This window comes from Streptomyces sp. R11, from assembly GCF_041051905.1.
GTDB lineage: Bacteria > Actinomycetota > Actinomycetes > Streptomycetales > Streptomycetaceae > Streptomyces.
Genome location: NZ_CP163432.1, coordinates 8,152,831 through 8,168,375 on the forward strand (window position 1 = coordinate 8,152,831; position 15,545 = coordinate 8,168,375).

Consider the following 15,545-nt stretch of genomic DNA (forward strand, 5'->3'; position numbering starts at 1 on the left):
GCGGCAACCGGCCTCAGACTCAAGGCGATTCGGGGTCCCATGTGCGCCTTGGAGGCACTCTTGAAGCTTGTCACGCGAGCCCAGCTCGGCTGGCCCGCATCCGCCGCACCCACGCAGACATCGACCAAGGGCGTGAAAGTCCACTACGAAGGCGCGCCGGTCAGCCTGCAGCTCCTCGACCACCACGATCTCTGCATCGCCAAGTGGAAGAAGATCCGAGTCGACCACCTGGCGAACAAGAAGGAGAACTACTCGGACATCGCCTACAACTACGGTGCCTGCCCGCACGGCCATCTCCTGGAGGGCCGCGGCCTCGGCAAGCGCACCGGGGCGAACGGTAACCAGGACCTCAACCGCGGCCACTACGCGATCATGGGCCTGGTCGGCGACGAGGGGCTCACCAAGCCGACGGACGCGATGCTCGGTGCGATCCGCGACGGCATCGAGCTGCTGCGGAAGCACGGTGCCGGCAACGAGATCAAGGGTCACAGGGACGGTCTCGCCACGGAGTGCCCGGGCCGGCACCTGTACGCGTGGGTGAAGCAGGGCGCGCCGCGGCCGGATGGTTCGCCGCCCGATCCCGCGCCGAGGCCGGTGGTCGACGTGTCGAAGGTGGTCGCCGCGGCGCTGCACGACCCCGCCGCGCCGGGCACCCCGGTGTCGTACCCCGGAGTGAAGATCGTGGAGAAGGCGCTCGTCGCGGAGGGCCTCCTCTCGCCTGACCTCGCGGACGGCCACTTCGGCACGTCGACCGTCGAGGCCTACGCCGCCTGGCAGCGCCGCTGCGGCCTCACCGGCGATGACGCCGACGGCATCCCCGGTCATGCGTCACTGGAGACACTCGGACGGGAGCACGGTTTCGACGTGCAGCCGTAGTGCAGGGCGCGGACTCGGCCGGGCCTCGATCAGCCGCCCAGCTGCGTCCGCAGCCACTGCTCCACCTCGCCCACGTGCGCGGCCGCCGCGGCCCGGGCCGCCTCCGGATCGTGGGCCACCAGGGCGCGGTGGATCGCGGCGTGTTCGCGGCGGGTGCGGGTGAAGGCGCCCTCCTCCTGGTAGCCGCGCCAGACGCGGGCGCGGAAGGTGCGCGAGGACAGTCCCTCCAGGATCGCGGCCATGGTGTCGTTGCCGGCGGCGGCCGCGATCACGCGGTGGAAGGCCAGGTCGTGGGCGAGGATCTCCTCGGGGTCCTCCGTGGCGTTCATCGCCGTCAGATGCTTCTCGACCTCGGCCAGCTGGTCCGGCGTGATGCGCGCCGCCGCCAGCGCCGTCGCCGTCGACTCCAGGATGCGGCGCACCTCCAGCAGCTCCACGAGACGCGGACCCCGGGAGAGGTCGGCGACCACGCCGAACGTCTCCAGCAGGTCGCCGGCCTCCAACTGGGTGACGTAGATGCCCGAACCGTGCCGGGCCTCCAGCACCCCCAGCACCGTCAGTGCGCGGATCGCCTCGCGCATCGAGCTGCGGGAGATGCCGAGCTGGACCGCCAGATCGCGTTCGGTCGGCAGGCGCTGCCCGGGCTCCAGCCGTCCCTCGGCGATCATCGCCTTGATCTGCTCCAGGGCGCGCTGCGTCACGGTGCCCTTCTGCGGGGCTGTCTCGTCTTCCACGCCGTTCCTCCCGTCGCCCGAGGCGCCTGAGCGGGCCCGGTGAGCCGCAGTGTAATCACCAGGTTGGTCTGACCACTACGGCTGGAAACGCCGAAAAACTGCCTCCCGAGGGTGTTGCGTCGGCGAAGTGGTCTGATAAATATGCGGGCATCTGCTCGAACACGCTCAACGAGGAGCCGCCAGATGCACGGCCAGATGCACGGCACGACAGCGCGGAAGCAGAACAGGTCGCGGAGAGGCAAAGCGGTGGCCGCAGTCGTCGGCGCCTCCCTCGTGCTCGCCGCGTGCGGCAGCACCAAGGACACCGGCGCCGCGAGCGCCGAAGGCGGCGGCAGCGGGAAGGTCGGGGTGATCCTGCCCCTGCTGACCTCGCCGTTCTGGCAGTCGTACAACGACTATGTGCCCAAGATGGCCGACTCCGAAGGCGTCGAGGCGCTCAAGACGGTCAACTCCAACAGTGACCCCTCCCAGCAGATCACCGACATCAACAACCAGCTCAACCAGGGTGTGAAGGGCCTCGTCGTCGCCCCGCTGGACAGCGCGGCCATCGAAGCGGGCCTCGACCAGGCGGAGCGCAAGGGCGTGCCGGTGGTCGCCGTCGACGTGGCGCCCGACAAGGGCAAGGTCGCGATGGTGGTGCGCGCCGACAACGTGGCGTACGGCGAGAAGGCCTGCCAGTACCTCGGCGAGCAGATCCCTTCCGGCAAGGTCGTACAGATCATGGGCGACCTGGCCTCGGTCAACGGCCGTGACCGCTCGGAGGCGTTCCGGGCATGCGTCAAGAAGAACTTTCCCAAGCTGAAGGTCCTGGAGATACCGGCCAAGTGGGAGTCCGACACCGCGGCCTCCAAGCTGGACACCCTCCTGAACGCCAACCCCGACATCAAGGGCATCTACATGCAGGCCGGCGGCGTCTACCTCGCGCCGACCCTGCAGACCCTCAAGTCCAAGGGGATGCTGAAGAAGGCCGGGCAGCCGGGCCACATCACCATCGTCTCGAACGACGGCATCCCGCAGGAGTTCGACGCCATCCGCAAGGGCGAGATCGACGCGACCGTCTCGCAGCCCGCCGACCTGTACGCCAAGTACGGCATGTACTACATCAAGGCGGCGATGGCGGGGAAGAAGTTCGAGCCGGGCCCCACGGACCACGACTCGACCATCGTGAAGCTCCCCAGCGGCATCCTGGAGGACCAACTGCCCGCCCCGCTGGTCACCAAGGACAACGTCGACGACCCCAAGCTCTGGGGCAACACGGTCAAATGAGTACGGCCGTGATCACACCCCTCGTCGAGGCGCGCGACATCGTCAAGCGCTATGGGCCCACCACCGCCCTCGCCGACGGCCGGCTCACCGTCCTGCCCGGCGAGTCCCACGCCCTCGTCGGCCGCAACGGCGCCGGCAAGTCGACCCTGGTCAACATCCTCACCGGCCTCCAGGCCGCCGACGAGGGCGAGGTCCGCTTCGACGGCGAACCCGCGCCCGCGTTGGCCGACCGGGACGCCTGGCGCCGCAAGGTGGCCTGCGTCTACCAGAAGCCCACCGTCGTCCCCGAGCTGACGGTCGCCGAGAACCTCTTCATCAACCGCCAGCCCCGCCGGCGCGGCTTCATCAGCTGGCGCAGGCTGCGCGACGAGGCCGCCGCGCTCCTCGACACCTGGGACGTGCACGCCGACCCCGAGGCCCGCACCGCCGACCTCAAGGTCGAGGACCGTCAAATGGTCGAGATCGCCCGGGCGTTGAGCTTCGGCGCCCGCTTCATCATCCTCGACGAGCCCACCGCGCAGCTCGACAACCGCGAGATCGAGCGGCTGTTCACGCGAATGCGGGCGCTCCAGGACGCCGGCGTCACCTTCCTGTTCATCTCGCACCACCTCCAGGAGGTGTACGAGGTCTGCCAGACCGTCACGGTCCTGCGCGACGCCCGCTGGATCACCACCGCGCCTGTCGCCGAACTCCCGCGCCGGGCGCTGGTGGAGGCCATGGCGGGGGAGTCGCTGGAGACCATCGCCGAACAGGCCGTGGACCCCAGGGACGTCGACCACGACGCCCCTGTGCTGCTCGAAGCCCGCGGGCTCACCTCACCGGCGTACCGGGACATCGACCTCACCGTCCGCCGCGGCGAGGTCGTCGGACTCGCCGGGATCAGCGGCAGCGGCAAGATCCAGCTCGCCGAGTCCTTCGCGGGACTGCACACCCCGACCGGCGGCACCGCCCAGCTGGACGGTGAACGACTTCCGTTTGGCGATGTGCAGGCCGCCCTCAAGGCGGGCGTCGCCTGTGTGCCGCGCGACCGGCACGACCAGGGCCTGGTCGCCGGCATGACCATCGGCGACAACGCCACCATGAGCGTCCTCGACCGGCTCGGCCGCTTCGGCTTCGTCGGCACCGAACGCAAGCGCGGCTTCGCGAGCGCCCTTATCGACCGTCTCGACATCCACACCGAGGGCCCCGACCAGCCCGTCTCCGACCTGTCAGGCGGCAACGCGCAGAAGGTCGTCATGGCCCGGGCTCTCGCCTCCGACCCTCGTCTGCTCGTGCTGATCAACCCCACCGCGGGCGTCGACGTGAAGTCCAAGGAGTCCCTGCTCGCCCGCATGGACAGCGCCCGCGAGGACGGCACCTCCGTACTCGTCGTCTCCGACGAACTCGACGACCTGCGGCGCTGCGACCGCGTCCTCGTCCTGTTCCACGGCCGTGTCGTCGCCGAGCACCCGGCCGGCTGGCGCGACCACGAGCTGATCGCCTCCATCGAAGGAGTGGACAACCATGGCTGACACCAAGGCCCCACCGGCCCTGCCCGTCAAGGTGCCGGACGCCCGTGCCGCCAGGACGGTCCTGCTCCGCCGTGCCCGCGAACTCGCCCTGGTCCCGGCCCTGTTGCTCCTGCTGGTGCTCGGCGCGGTCGTCAATGACTCGTTTCTCACCGAACGCAACCTGATCTCGATCCTCGGCGCCTCCGCCGCCCTGGCGATGGTCGTCCTGGCGGAGTCGCTGGTCCTCATCACCGGCAAGTTCGACCTGTCCCTCGAATCGGTCGTCGGCATCGCACCCGCCGTCGGTGCGCTGCTCGTGCTGCCCGCCGCCCAGTCCGGCTGGGGCGCCGAACTCCCCGCCGCCCTGGCCCTGTTGGCGGTCCTCGTGGTCGGCGCGGCCGTCGGGGCCTTCAACGGCGTCCTGGTCGTGAAGTTCAAGCTCAACGCGTTCATCGTGACCCTCGCGATGCTGATCGTCCTGCGCGGTCTGCTGGTCGGCGCGACCAAGGGCAAGACGCTGTTCGGCATGCCCGACAGCTTCTACTCCCTCGCCACCACGACCTTCATCGGCATCCCCATGTCGGTGTGGCTCGCGGCGGCCGCCTTCGCGATCACCGGGTTCGTGCTGAAGTACCACCGCATCGGGCGCGCCCTGTACGCCATCGGCGGCAACGCGGACGCCGCCCGCGCGGCCGGCATCCGAGTCGAGCGCGTGATGCTCGGCGTGTTCGTCGTGGCGGGCACGCTCGCGGCCGTAGGCGGAATCATCCAGACCGGGTACGTCGGGGCGATCAGCGCCAACCAGGGCAACAACATGATCTTCACGGTGTTCGCGGCCGCGGTGATCGGCGGCATCAGCCTGGACGGCGGCAGGGGCACCATGTTCGGCGCCCTGACCGGCGTACTCCTCCTGGGTGTCGTCCAGAACCTGCTCACCCTCGCCCAGGTCCCGTCGTTCTGGATCCAGGCCATCTACGGCGGGATCATCCTGGTCGCCCTCATGATCGCCCGCGTGACGACGGGCCGTGCGCAGGACTGACCCGGCGCCGTCCCCACCATCGACCGAAAGGCCCTCTGTGTCCCCGACCCCCGGTCCCCCCGTCCGCGTGACCGCGCTCGACACCTACGACATCCGCTTCCCCACCTCGCGCGAGCTCGACGGCTCCGACGCGATGAACCCGGACCCGGACTACTCGGCCGCCTACGTCGTGCTGCGCACCGACGGGACGGACGGGCACGAGGGGCACGGGTTCACCTTCACCATCGGGCGGGGCAACGAGGTCCAGGTCGCCGCGATCGAGGCGCTGCGCGGACACGTCGTGGGCCGGCCCGTCGACGAACTGTGCGCGGACCCGGGGACCCTCAACCGCGACCTGATCGGCGACAGCCAGCTGCGCTGGCTCGGCCCCGAGAAGGGCGTGATGCACATGGCGATCGGCGCCGTCATGAACGCCGTGTGGGATCTGGCCGCCAAGCGCGCCGAGAAGCCCCTGTGGCGTCTGCTCGCCGACGCCGACCCGGAGTGGATCGTCCGCCAGATCGACTTCCGGTACCTCTCCGACGCGCTCACGCCCGAGGAGTCGCTGGCCATCCTGCACCGCGGCCGGGAGGGAGTGGCGGAGCGCACGGCCCGGCTGCTGGAGCGCGGCTACCCCGCCTACACCACTTCCGCCGGCTGGCTCGGCTACGACGACGACAAGCTCAGCCGGCTCGCCGCCGAGGCCGTCGCCGACGGCTTCCGGCAGATCAAGCTGAAGGTCGGCGCCGACCTGGAGGACGACGTACGGCGCTGCCGTGTCGCACGCTCGGTCGTCGGGCCGGACGTTCGCATGGCGATCGACGCGAACCAGCGCTGGGACGTGGCGGAGGCGATCCGCTGGACCAAGGCCCTCGCGGAGTTCGACCCGTACTGGATCGAGGAGCCCACCAGCCCCGACGACGTCCTCGGCCACGCGGCCGTCCGCGAGGCCGTCGCCCCGGTGAAGGTGGCCACCGGCGAGCACGTGCAGAACAGGGTCGTCTTCAAGCAGCTCCTCCAGGCCGGCGCCCTCGACGTCGTCCAGATCGACGCGGCCCGCGTAGGCGGAGTCAACGAGAACCTCGCCATCCTGCTGCTCGCAGCCAAGTTCGGCGTGCCCGTGTGCCCGCACGCGGGCGGCGTAGGCCTGTGCGAACTTGTCCAGCACCTGTCGATGTACGACTACGTGGCCGTCACCGGAACCACCGAGGACCGCGTCATCGAGTACGTCGACCATCTGCACGCCCACTTCCTCGACCCGGTGGTCATCAGGGAAGGTCACTACACGGCACCCACCGCGCCCGGCTTCTCGGCCGCCATGCGGCCCGAGTCGATCGAGCGGTACTCGTTCCCGGACGGCGCCTTCTGGGCCGCCGACCTCCGGACGCAGAAGAAGGGGCACGCGGCATGAGCGACTTCGACGGTCTCAAGGCGCTGGTGACGGGAGGCGCCTCCGGCATCGGCCGGGCCACGGCCGAACTCCTCGCCGCGCGCGGTGCCCAGGTCGCCGTACTGGACCTGGAGCCTTCCTCCGTCGACAAGCCACTGCTCGCCTTCCGCGCCGACGTCACCGACGACGCGTCCGTGCGCGAGGCCGTGACCGCCGCCGTGGCCGCCCTCGGCGGACTGGACGTGCTGGTCAACAACGCCGGCATCGGCGCCCAGGGCACCGTCGAGGACAACGACGACGCCGAGTGGCACCGGGTCTACGACGTCAACGTCGTCGGCGCGGTCCGGGTGGCCCGTGCCGCCCTGCCCGAGCTGCGGGAGTCCTCGCACGCGGCGATCGTCAACACCTGCTCCATCGCGGCCACGGCCGGACTCCCGCAGCGGGCGCTGTACAGCGCGACCAAGGGCGCCGTGTACTCGCTCACCCTCGCCATGGCCGCCGACCACGTCCGTGAGGGCATCCGCGTCAACTGCGTCAACCCGGGGACCGTGGACACCCCGTGGGTCGGGCGCCTGCTCGACGCGGCCGCCGACCCCGCCGCCGAACGCGCCGCGCTGGAGGCCCGCCAGCCCACCGGCCGCCTCGTCTCGGCCGCCGAGGTCGCGGGCGCCGTCGCCTACCTGGCGAGCCCGCTCTCCGGCGCCACCACCGGTACCGCCCTCGCCGTCGACGGCGGCATGCAGGGCCTGCGCCTGCGGCCGGTGGGCCGGTGAGCATCCCCCGGGGACTCGGCTTCGGAGCGGCCGTCATCGCCAACCTCTACACCGAGGCCACCGACGAGCAGGCACACAAGGCGGTGTCCGCCGCGTGGCAGCGCGGCATCCGCTACTACGACACCGCGCCCCACTACGGCCTCGGACTGTCCGAACGCCGCCTCGGCGCGGCCCTGCGCGAGCACCCACGCGAGGAGTACACGATCTCCACCAAGGTGGGCCGCCGTCTGGAACCTCAGGCCGACGCCGGCGACGACCTGGCGAACGGCTTCGCCGTCCCCGCCACGCACCGCCGCGTCTGGGACTTCACCGCGGACGGCATACGGCGCACCCTGGACGCGAGCCTGGAACGGCTCGGCCTCGACCACGTCGACATCGTCTACCTCCACGACCCCGACGACCACGCCGAGCAGGCCTTCCGGGAGGGCTACCCGGCTCTGGAGAAGCTCCGCTCGCAGGGCGTGGTCGGCGCGATCGGCGCGGGCATGAACCAGGCGGAGATGCTCACCCGCTTCGTCCGCGACACGGACGTCGACGTGGTGCTGTGCGCCGGCCGCTACACCTTGCTCGACCAGAGCGCGCTCACGGAACTGCTGCCCACCGCCGTGGAGCGTGGCGTCTCCGTGGTGATCGGCGGTGCCTTCAACTCGGGGCTGCTCGCGGATCCGAAGCCGGGGGCGACGTACAACTACGTCGAGGCACCGGCAGAGCTGCTGGACAGGGCCGTGCGCATGAAGGAGATCGCGCGGCGTCACGGCATCACCTTGCGCGCCGCCGCGCTGGCCTTCTGCATGGCCCATCCGGCGGTGGCGAGCGTCCTGGTGGGCGCCCGCTCGGCCGACGAAGTCCACGACTGCGCCGATCAGTTCGCCACACCGGTTCCCGCAGCCTTCTGGCAGGAACTACGGGACAGCGGACTCCTGGTCACCGAGGAGCCCTCATGAGAGTCGCCCTGCACACCGAGGTCCGCGCGGACCGGGTCGCCGAGTACGAGGCCGCCCACCGGGAAGTGCCGGTCGAGCTCACGGACGCGATCCGTGCCGCAGGCGCCACCTCCTGGACGATCTGGCGCAGCGGCACCGACCTCTTCCACGTCCTGGAGTGCGAGGACTACGGCCGCCTCCTCGCCGAGCTGGAGAAACTGCCGGTCAACGTGGCCTGGCAGGCCCGCATGGCCCAGCTGCTCGACGTGGTCCACGACTACTCCGGCGAGGGCGCCGACGCAGGCCTGCCCGTGGTGTGGGAGCTGCCGTGACGGTCGTGGACGCCCACCAGCATGTGTGGGACCTCTCGGTACGGGACCAGGACTGGATCACGGGGCCCGGACTCCGGCCGCTCCGGCGGAACTTCACGGTCGCCGACCTCGCCTCCGAGGCGCGGGCCGCAGGGGTGGACCGTACCGTCCTCGTGCAGACCGTCACCGTGCCCGAGGAGACCCCGGAGTTCCTCGCCCTCGCCGCCGAGCACGACCTCATCGCGGGCGTCGTCGGCTGGACGGACCTCACGCGCCCGGACGTCGCCGAGGAACTGGCCCGGCTGCGGGAGCTGCCCGGCGGCCGCTACCTGAAGGGCATCCGCCACCAGGTGCAGGGCGAGCCCGATCCGGAATGGCTGCTGCGTGCGGACGTACGGCGCGGACTGGCCGCCGTGGCAGCGGCGGGGCTGGTCTACGACCTCGTGGTCCTGCCCCACCAACTGCCCGCCTGCACCAAGGCGGCGGCCTCCCTGCCCGAACTCGCCTTCGTCCTCGACCACTTGGGCAAGCCGCCCATCGCGTCCGCGGCCCGCGAGCCCTGGGCGTCCGATGTCCGTGCCCTCGCCGCACTCCCCAACACCGTCTGCAAGCTCTCCGGCATGGTCACCGAGGCCGACCTCGCCTCCTGGACCGTCGACGACCTGCGCCCGTATGCCGACGTGGTGCTGGAGGCCTTCGGCCCGCGGCGGCTGATGTTCGGCTCGGACTGGCCGGTGTGCACGCTGGCCGCTTCGTACGGTCAAGTACTCGCCACAGCACAGGAGTTGACCGCCCCGGGCGATCGCACGCACCTCTTCGAGACCACCGCCACCCGCGTCTACGACCTCTGAGCCACGCCCGCCAGTCGAGTCGGCGGCAGATACTCCCGCACATACGTCCGCTCCCAGCACGCGCCCGTCTCCCGCAGCTCACGCCAGGTCGTGTAGCGGTAGCGGAAGAGACGGGCGCGGACGTAGCGGGGCGGCGCGTCCGGAGGGAACGGCGAGCGGCGCAGTAGCTTCAGCGTGGCGCGGTCGTTCTCCAGCAGCCGCTCCATCAGCGTGCCGAACCACGAACCGGCGTACGCGGGCGACAGCGCGGCGAACCACATCAGCCAGTCCAGCCGCAGATGGTACGGCGCGAACTGCCGCGGCCAGCGCCGGGGATCGCCCGGCTTGCCCTTGAACTCGTACTCCCGCCAGTCCGAGTCCTCTCGCGGTACGTCGTCGGCGGTGCCCTCGATCACCACCTCGTAGCGGATCCTGCTGACGCTGCCGAACGCGCCGTAGGTGTTGACCAGGTGCAGCGGGTCGAAGGAGCGGTTCATGATCTGGCGGCGGGAGACCATGTTCGCGACCGGGTGGTAGCTCAGGCCCACGAGGAGCACGGCGACCGCGAGGACCGCGATCACGTACCACAGCGGCGGGTCGGGCACGGACGGCGGATCGCTCGGGAAGCGCACCGCCGACAGGGCCAGCACGATGGTGATCCAGTTCAGCCAGGAGAAGTTGCCCGACAGGACCAGCCACAGCTGGGTGACGATCATCAGCGCGGCGGCGGCCGTGGCGATCGGCTGCGGGGTGAACAGCAGGATGGGCACGGCGAGTTGGGTGACGTGGTTGGCCGCCACCTCGACCCGGTGCACGGGTTTGGGCAGATGGTGGAAGAACCAGCTCAGCGGGCCCGGCATCGGCTGGGTCTCGTGGTGGTGGTCCAGGCAGGTCAGCTTGCGCCAGCAGGCGTCGCCGCGCATCTTGATCAGGCCCGCGCCGAACTCGACGCGGAACAGGATCCAGCGCAGCAGGAACAGCACCACGATCGGCGGTGCCACCTCGTCGTTGCCCAGGAAGACCGCGAGGAAGCCGACCTCCAGCAGCAGGGACTCCCAGCCGAACGAGTACCAGGTCTGGCCCACGTTCACGATCGACAGATACAGCGCCCACGGGACCAGCCACAGCAGCATCGCGCCCCACAGCGGCACCACGGAGTCGAGTCCGGCCAGCAGCGCCACCGACACCGCGCAACCGGCCCAGGCGCAGGCGGCGAAGAAGCGGTCCGAGTAGTGGAGTTGGAACAGGCTCGGGGCCGCCTTGAAGGGCACCCGCTCGACGAAGCGGGGCACGGGCAGCATGCCGCGCTCGCCCATCAACGCGCGGAACTGCAGCGCCGCCGTCAGGAACGCGACCACATACACACCGGCCAGAGCCCGCTGGAAGACCAGCCGGCTCGTCCAGTAGTCCGGTGCGATGAACCAGTCCACGGCCGTGCCTCTCTTCTCTCCATTGTCGCGCCGGGAGATCCGTGTGACTCTCCGTATACCACCTCTCCGCTTGCGTAACCCGAGTGAGTGAAACAGACAATAGGGATGAAATGCCCGATGATCGGCGGGAGGACGTGGTGCGTACACCCACCCGAACCCTCGTCACGGCCTGCGCGCTCTCGGCGGCGCTCGTCGTCGCCGGCTGCGGTGTCGGCAGCGACCAGGACTCGGACGCGGACGGGAAGCTCTTCCTCCAGCCTGTCGCCGACCAGGGGCCGGACCCCTTCACCGACTCCACGGCCACGTCGACCGTCACCCCGTCGCCGGTCACCCGGACGCCGAGGCCCACGCACTCGGGGCGGACCGGGCTCCAGCCCCTGTCCGGTGAAACGCCCGGCCTCTACGGCGGCACCCAGGGCAGCGGAAGCTGTGACGTCGGGCGGCAGGTCGACCAGCTCACCTCCGACCGGGCCAGGGCCCGCGTCTTCGCCCAGGCGGCGGGCATCCCCCAGGCGTCGATCGCCACCTATCTGCGCGGGCTGACCTCGGTCGTCCTGCGTGCCGACACCCGGGTCACCAACCACGGGTTCCGCGACGGCATGGGAACCGGATACCAGTCCGTCCTGCAGGCGGGCACCGCCGTCCTCGTCGACAACCACGGTGTGCCCCGCGTCCGCTGCGCCTGCGGCAACCCGCTCGCCCCGCCCGTCGCCCCGCGCGGCAATCCGGGCACCAGCGGCAGGGCCTGGTCGGGGTACCGCCCGAGCCAGGTGGTCGTGGTGGCCCCGACGATCCGGATGATCACCAACATCACGATCATCAACGTCGTCGACAACACCTGGATCGAACGGCCGATCGGCCACCGGGGCCACGACCGCGACCATGCCGTTCGGCCGCCGAAGCCGGTGACCCCGAGTCCGCACGACAGCGGCCCGCGCGGTGATGTCGGCGAGTTCCCCGAGGACGGGAGCGAACCGCCGTCCGCTGGGCGCACCTCGCCGCCCGAGTCGCCGACCGACTGCGTGACTCCGACGGCCACCGCCCCCGCCGCGCCCGGAACCACCGACGGCAGGCCGGCCAGGGCCCCGTCCGACACGCGGGACACGCCCAACTCCCTCCCCGCCGACTGCCCGACGGCCACTGCCACGGCGGCGCCCTCGGAGGCCGACCCCGGCCATCCGCCCGCGTCGTCGGAGCCGCCCAGGTCGTCCACGTCGCCCGATGGGCCCAGTGCCCCCGAATCCCGTACGCGGCCGGACACCTCCCCGGGTTCCTCGGAGGAGGTCGGCCCCGAGGCCGTCCCGGATGCCCCCGACGCACCCGACGGCGGCGGGCTGATCCCCGACGGCCCCGACGCGCCCGCCACCCCCGGCGCCTCCGACCGGACCAACGGCAGCATCTTCGGCAGCCCGACCGACGTCTTCGACGGCTGACCGGGGCCGGAACATGGTCATGGAATCGGGCCAGGGAAGTTCCGTCGCCCCGGTCGAAGAATCCGGCAAACCCTGGCAAGGTGGCCCCATGGTTGATCGGGGAGCGAGCGCCCTGTCACTCCCGGACGACTGGCCCGCCCACCCGGATCCGATCCTGGCGCTCAACCGCATGGGCAGCTTCGACTGGGACCTGGATGCCGGCCTGTTCCACATGGACGCCCAGGCCCACGAGGTCTTCGACCTGCGCCCCGACGAATACGACGGAACCCCGGGGAGCCTGGCGATCCGGGTGCCTCCGCCGGAGGCCTACCGGCTGGACGGCATGGTCTCCAAGGCCCTGAAGGACGGCAGCGAGAACTACGGTGCCTACTTCCGCATCCGCTGCCGCGACGGCACCCTGCGCTGGACCCACACCCAGGGCTACATCCGTCGCGACGAGACGGGCCGCCCGCGCCGCATCATCGGCATCGTCCGGGACGCCACCGACGAACTCGCCGAGAGCGAGGAGCGGGGCGAGCAGGCGGCCGAGGACGAGGCACGGCGCCAGCAGACCAGTGTCGTCCAGCTCACCACGGCCGCCCTCGCCCACGCCCGCACCGTGCAGGACGTCATCGAGGTTCTCAAGGACACCCACGGCATCGCCCACCTCGGCGCCACCAGCATGGTCGTGGGCCTGGTCGAGGCCGGCCGTATCCGGCTGGTCGCCGAGGGCCCCGCGGGCAGCTTCGTACCCGGCACCCTCGTCACCCGGATCGACGAGCAGTACCCGATGAGCGAAGTCGTACGGACCCTCAGCCCGCGCTTCATCGAGTCGCCGGAGGAGTTCGCGGAGCGCTATCCGATCCTCTGGCCGCACATCACGGACCTGCACATCACGGCCGCCGCCTACATGCCCCTGATCGCCCAGGCCCGCCCGATCGGGGCCATCGGCCTGCTCTACAGCGACCGCGGCGGCTTCTCCCCCGAGGATCGCAACGTGCTGGTCGCCCTCGGCAGCAGCATCGCGCAGAGCCTGCAACGGGCCATGTTCTACGAGCAGGAGAAGGATCTCGCCACCGGCCTCCAGCAGGCGATGCTGCCGCGCACCATCCCCAGCGTGCCCGGCGCGGACGTCGCCGTCCGCTACCGTTCGGGCTCCCTCGGCCGGGACATCGGCGGCGACTGGTACGACCTGATCCCGCTGCCGGGCGGCCGGGTCGGCGCCGTCATCGGCGACGTCCAGGGCCACGACACCCACGCCGCCGCCGTCATGGGGCAGTTGCGCATCGTCCTGCGCGCCTACGCCGCCGAGGGGCACACCCCGGCCACGGTGATGGCCCGCGCCTCCGTGTTCCTGCACGAACTGGACACCGACCGCTTCGCGACCTGCCTGTACGCGGAGGCCGACCTGTCCACCGGGGTCGTGCAGGTGGTCCGGGCCGGCCATATCGACCCCCTGCTCCGGGAGCCCGGCGGTGCGTGCCGTCGCGTCCCCGTCGAAGGCGGGCTGCCGCTCGGCCTGTCCGCGGAGTTCGGGCAGCTCGAATACCCGGTCGGCACCATCGAGCTGGACTCCGACCACACCCTCCTGCTGTGCACCGACGGCCTGGTCGAACAGCCCGGCGCCGACCTCGACGACGGCATGCAGGCCCTGACCGCGCTCATCGCCACCGGCCCGAGCGACGTACGGGACCTCGCGGACCTCCTCATCGACGTCGCCGAGGAACGCGGCGGCGACGACGACGTGGCCCTGCTCCTGCTGCGCCGCCGCGTCCTGGACGCCCCGCAGGCCGGCGGCCGCCTCCAGCAGCACGTCGCCCCCGGTGACCCCGAGGCACTCACCGGCGCCCGGCACATGATCCGCGCCGCCGTACGCGCCTGGGGCGCCGGGGACCGGGCCGACGAGATCGAGCTGGTCGCCGACGAGCTGATCACCAACGCCCTGATGCACACCGAGGGCGCGGCCGTCGTGACCCTGCGGGTCCTCGCCGGCTCCGACCGCCGGCTGCGGGTCGAGGTCGAGGACTCCTCCAGTGCCCTCCCGCGCCGCCGTGAGGCGGGGGAGTCGGGCGTCTCGGGCCGAGGCCTGCTCCTCGTCGACCTGCTCACGGACGTGTGGGGCGTGGAGGCGCGCGGCGGCGGCAAAGCGGTGTGGTGCGAGTTCGTGGTGCCGGAGCGGAGCTGAGGCTGTCGGTGCCGGGTGGCACTCTGGACGTATGCCGGAACTCCCCGAGGTCGAAGCGCTCAAGGACTTCCTGACCGAGAACCTGGTCGGCCACGAGATCGTGAGGGTGCTGCCCGTAGCGATCAGCGTCCTGAAGACATACAACCCGCCGGTCACCGCCATCGAGGGGCACGAGGTCACCGCGGTGCACCGCTACGGCAAGTTCCTCGACCTGGTCACGGCCGACGGCCCCCACCTGGTGACCCACCTCGCCCGCGCGGGCTGGCTCCACTGGAAGGACGAGCTGCCGAGCGGGATGCCCCGCCCCGGCAAGGGTCCGCTCGCCCTGCGCGTGGCCCTGGAGACCGGCGCGGGCTTCGACCTCACGGAGGCCGGGACCCAAAAGCGCCTCGCGGTGTACTTGGTGGGCGATCCCCAGGAGGTCCCGGGCATCGCCCGCCTCGGCCCGGACCCGCTCGCCGACGACTTCGACGAGACGCGCTTCGCGGCCCTGCTCAAGGAGGAGCGCCGTCGGCTCAAGGGCGCCCTGCGCGACCAGAGCCTGATCGCCGGGGTCGGCAACGCCTACAGCGACGAGATCCTGCACGCGGCGAAGATGTCCCCGTTCAAGCTGGCGGCGTCCCTGACACCCGAGGAGACGGCCACGCTGTACGCGGCCCTGCGGACGACCCTCACCGAGGCGGTCGAGCGCTCGCGCGGGGTGGCGGCCGGCCGGCTGAAGGCCGAGAAGAAGAGCGGCCTGCGTGTCCACGGCCGCACCGGCGAGGTGTGCCCGGTGTGCGGCGACACCATCCGAGAGGTCTCCTTCAGCGACTCCTCGCTCCAGTACTGCCCGACCTGCCAGACGGGCGGGAAACCGCTGGCGGACCGCAGACTGTCGCGCCTGCTGAAGTAGCCGGGAACGGAC

General features: G+C 71.2%; 14 protein-coding genes. 12 read left to right on the forward strand and 2 right to left on the reverse strand.

Annotated features, from left to right (window positions below; translation table 11 throughout):
* Positions 1-60: 60 nt before the first annotated feature.
* Positions 61-876: an N-acetylmuramoyl-L-alanine amidase gene (locus AB5J55_RS37770; protein ID WP_369274935.1), complete on the forward strand. Its 816-nt coding sequence runs from the start codon at positions 61-63 to the stop codon at positions 874-876.
* A gap of 29 nt (positions 877-905) precedes the next feature.
* Here the strand turns inward: AB5J55_RS37770 and AB5J55_RS37775 are convergent, their stop codons facing one another.
* Positions 906-1,610, reverse strand: coding sequence for a FadR/GntR family transcriptional regulator (locus AB5J55_RS37775; RefSeq protein WP_369274936.1), 705 nt, complete (start codon positions 1,608-1,610; stop codon positions 906-908).
* A 195-nt stretch (positions 1,611-1,805) separates the two neighbouring features.
* On the opposite strand from AB5J55_RS37775, the gene AB5J55_RS37780 reads away from it, so the two are divergent.
* Genes AB5J55_RS37780 through AB5J55_RS37815 form a run of 8 tightly spaced genes read left to right on the forward strand, consistent with a single transcriptional unit; the run spans position 1,806 to position 9,632 of the window.
* Positions 1,806-2,876 (forward strand): sugar ABC transporter substrate-binding protein, encoded by a 1,071-nt coding sequence (locus tag AB5J55_RS37780; protein ID WP_369276404.1) that lies wholly within the window; start codon positions 1,806-1,808, stop codon positions 2,874-2,876.
* A gap of 8 nt (positions 2,877-2,884) precedes the next feature.
* Complete coding sequence (locus tag AB5J55_RS37785; protein WP_369274937.1) at positions 2,885-4,387, forward strand: sugar ABC transporter ATP-binding protein; 1,503 nt, start codon at positions 2,885-2,887, stop codon at positions 4,385-4,387.
* Positions 4,380-5,405 (forward strand): ABC transporter permease, encoded by a 1,026-nt coding sequence (locus AB5J55_RS37790; RefSeq protein WP_369274938.1) that lies wholly within the window; start codon positions 4,380-4,382, stop codon positions 5,403-5,405. The genes AB5J55_RS37785 and AB5J55_RS37790 overlap by 8 nt, the downstream gene beginning before the upstream one ends.
* Before the next feature lie 37 nt (positions 5,406-5,442).
* Complete coding sequence (locus AB5J55_RS37795) at positions 5,443-6,795, forward strand: L-fuconate dehydratase (protein ID WP_369274939.1); 1,353 nt, start codon at positions 5,443-5,445, stop codon at positions 6,793-6,795.
* Positions 6,792-7,547, forward strand: coding sequence for an SDR family NAD(P)-dependent oxidoreductase (locus tag AB5J55_RS37800; protein WP_369274940.1), 756 nt, complete (start codon positions 6,792-6,794; stop codon positions 7,545-7,547). Before AB5J55_RS37795 ends, AB5J55_RS37800 begins: the two co-directional genes overlap by 4 nt.
* A complete protein-coding gene (locus AB5J55_RS37805) occupies positions 7,544-8,491 on the forward strand; it encodes an aldo/keto reductase (protein WP_369274941.1) in 948 nt (315 codons plus the stop codon). Before AB5J55_RS37800 ends, AB5J55_RS37805 begins: the two co-directional genes overlap by 4 nt.
* Positions 8,488-8,802: an L-rhamnose mutarotase gene (locus tag AB5J55_RS37810; protein WP_369274942.1), complete on the forward strand. Its 315-nt coding sequence runs from the start codon at positions 8,488-8,490 to the stop codon at positions 8,800-8,802. Before AB5J55_RS37805 ends, AB5J55_RS37810 begins: the two co-directional genes overlap by 4 nt.
* Positions 8,799-9,632: an amidohydrolase gene (locus AB5J55_RS37815; protein ID WP_369274943.1), complete on the forward strand. Its 834-nt coding sequence runs from the start codon at positions 8,799-8,801 to the stop codon at positions 9,630-9,632. The genes AB5J55_RS37810 and AB5J55_RS37815 overlap by 4 nt, the downstream gene beginning before the upstream one ends.
* Here the strand turns inward: AB5J55_RS37815 and AB5J55_RS37820 are convergent.
* The gene (locus AB5J55_RS37820) at positions 9,620-11,041 is read right to left on the reverse strand and encodes a lipase maturation factor family protein (RefSeq protein ID WP_369274944.1); all 1,422 of its coding nucleotides are present in this window, start codon (positions 11,039-11,041) and stop codon (positions 9,620-9,622) included. The genes AB5J55_RS37815 and AB5J55_RS37820 overlap by 13 nt on opposite strands.
* A gap of 137 nt (positions 11,042-11,178) precedes the next feature.
* On the opposite strand from AB5J55_RS37820, the gene AB5J55_RS37825 reads away from it, so the two are divergent.
* From AB5J55_RS37825 to AB5J55_RS37835, 3 genes are all read left to right on the forward strand, one after another.
* Entirely contained in the window at positions 11,179-12,474 is a 1,296-nt protein-coding gene (locus AB5J55_RS37825; RefSeq protein WP_369274945.1) for a DUF6777 domain-containing protein, read from the forward strand.
* Between the two features lie 88 nt (positions 12,475-12,562).
* Positions 12,563-14,638 carry a SpoIIE family protein phosphatase gene (locus AB5J55_RS37830; RefSeq protein WP_369274946.1) on the forward strand — a complete coding sequence of 692 codons (2,076 nt, stop codon included), beginning with the start codon at positions 12,563-12,565 and terminating at the stop codon, positions 14,636-14,638.
* Positions 14,639-14,669: 31 nt separating this feature from the next.
* The gene (locus AB5J55_RS37835; protein ID WP_369274947.1) at positions 14,670-15,533 is read left to right on the forward strand and encodes an Fpg/Nei family DNA glycosylase; all 864 of its coding nucleotides are present in this window, start codon (positions 14,670-14,672) and stop codon (positions 15,531-15,533) included.
* Positions 15,534-15,545: the final 12 nt, after the last annotated feature.

Coding starts and splice junctions, on each gene's coding strand:
- AB5J55_RS37810 (WP_369274942.1), top strand. CDS start 8,488: ATGAGAGTCGCCCTGCACACCGAGGTCCGCGCGGACCGGGTCGCCGAG.
- AB5J55_RS37830 (WP_369274946.1), top strand. CDS start 12,563: ATGGTTGATCGGGGAGCGAGCGCCCTGTCACTCCCGGACGACTGGCCC.
- AB5J55_RS37835 (WP_369274947.1), top strand. CDS start 14,670: ATGCCGGAACTCCCCGAGGTCGAAGCGCTCAAGGACTTCCTGACCGAG.
- AB5J55_RS37790 (WP_369274938.1), top strand. CDS start 4,380: ATGGCTGACACCAAGGCCCCACCGGCCCTGCCCGTCAAGGTGCCGGAC.
- AB5J55_RS37800 (WP_369274940.1), top strand. CDS start 6,792: ATGAGCGACTTCGACGGTCTCAAGGCGCTGGTGACGGGAGGCGCCTCC.
- AB5J55_RS37780 (WP_369276404.1), top strand. CDS start 1,806: ATGCACGGCACGACAGCGCGGAAGCAGAACAGGTCGCGGAGAGGCAAA.